This window comes from Streptomyces sp. CBMA156, assembly GCF_014596515.1.
GTDB lineage: Bacteria > Actinomycetota > Actinomycetes > Streptomycetales > Streptomycetaceae > Kitasatospora.
Map to the genome: position 1 here is coordinate 1 of NZ_MSJQ01000245.1, position 1,355 is coordinate 1,355.

The window sequence follows — 1,355 nt, forward strand, 5'->3', positions numbered from 1 at the left end:
ACTGGCCGCTGCGGGCCGCCGAGGCCGCCCGCGCCGAGCTGGACCCGGCCGCCGGCACCCTGCTGCGCGCCGTCCTGTTCAGGACCGGCGGCGAGGAACGGCCCCGGCTCTTCCTGACCGCCCACCACCTCGCCGTGGACAGCGTCTCCTGGCGGGTGCTGCTCGCCGACCTGCCCCAGGCCTACCGGCAGGCCGCCGGGGGCGGCACCCCGCGACCGGAGCCCGAGCCCACCGCGTTCACCGACTGGGCGCACCGGCTCGCCGAACTGGTCGGGGCCGGCGGCCTGGACGAGGACCTGCCGTACTGGACCGCCGAGACCGCCACCCCCGCCGAGCCGCTGCCCGTCGACCTGCCCGGCACCCCCACGGCCGGCTCGGTGCGCACCCTGCGCACCCGGCTCGACCCGGCCACCACCGAGGCGCTGCTGCGCAAGGTCCCCGAGGTCTACCGCACCCAGGTCAACGACGTGCTGCTCAGCGCGCTGGGCCGGGCCCTGGCCGACTGGACCGGCAGCGGCCGGGTCACCGTCGCCCTGGAGGGCCACGGCCGCGAGGAGCTCTTCGACGACCTCGACCTCTCCCGCACCGTCGGCTGGTTCACCACCCAGTACCCCGTCACCCTGGAGCTGCCCGGGGACGCGGACTGGGCCGCCACCCTCAAGCGGGTCAAGGAACGGCTGCGCGCCGTGCCCCGCCGCGGCCTCGGCTACGAGGCGCTCGCCAGGCTCGGCCCGCCCTCGGAGGGCGCCGCGGCCCTGCGGGACGTCCCGCTGCCGCAGGTCTGCTTCAACTACCACGGACAGTGGACGGCCCCCGCGGCCGGCGACTTCGCCCCCGCCGGGCAGGCCCCGGGCCGAGACCTCGCCCCGGACGAGCCGCTCGACCACCTGCTGGACGTCTCCGCCGTGGTCGCCGACGGCGCCCTGGAACTCACCTGGCACTACAGCGACCGGGTGCACCGGGAGGAGACCGTCCGGGCCCTGGCCGGGGCCACCGCCGCCGCCCTGACCGGCATCGTCGAGCACTGCGCCGCCCCCGGCGCCGGCGGCCGCACCCCCTCCGACTACCCACTGGCCGGCCTCGACCAGGCCGCGCTGGACCGGCTGGTCGGCGACGGCCGGGACGTCGAGGACCTGCTGCCGCTCACCCCGCTCCAGGAGGGCATGCTCTTCCACCGCCTGGTCGGCGGCCCCGACGACGTCTACCTCGACCAGGCCGCCCTGCTGCTGGAGGGCGTCGCCGACCCGCAGGCCCTCGCGCTGGCCTGGCAGCGGGTCGCCGACCGCACCCCCGCGCTGCGCACCGGCGTCGTCTGGGAGGGCGTCCCCGCCCCGCTCCAGGTGGTGCGCCGCGCC

The 1,355-nt window shown here is 77.9% G+C and carries 1 protein-coding gene; it reads left to right on the forward strand.

Annotation, left to right across the window (positions count from 1 at the left end; translation table 11 throughout):
* On the forward strand, positions 1-1,355 hold a 1,355-nt coding region (locus BU198_RS20155), incomplete at both ends, for a condensation domain-containing protein (RefSeq protein ID WP_223244671.1).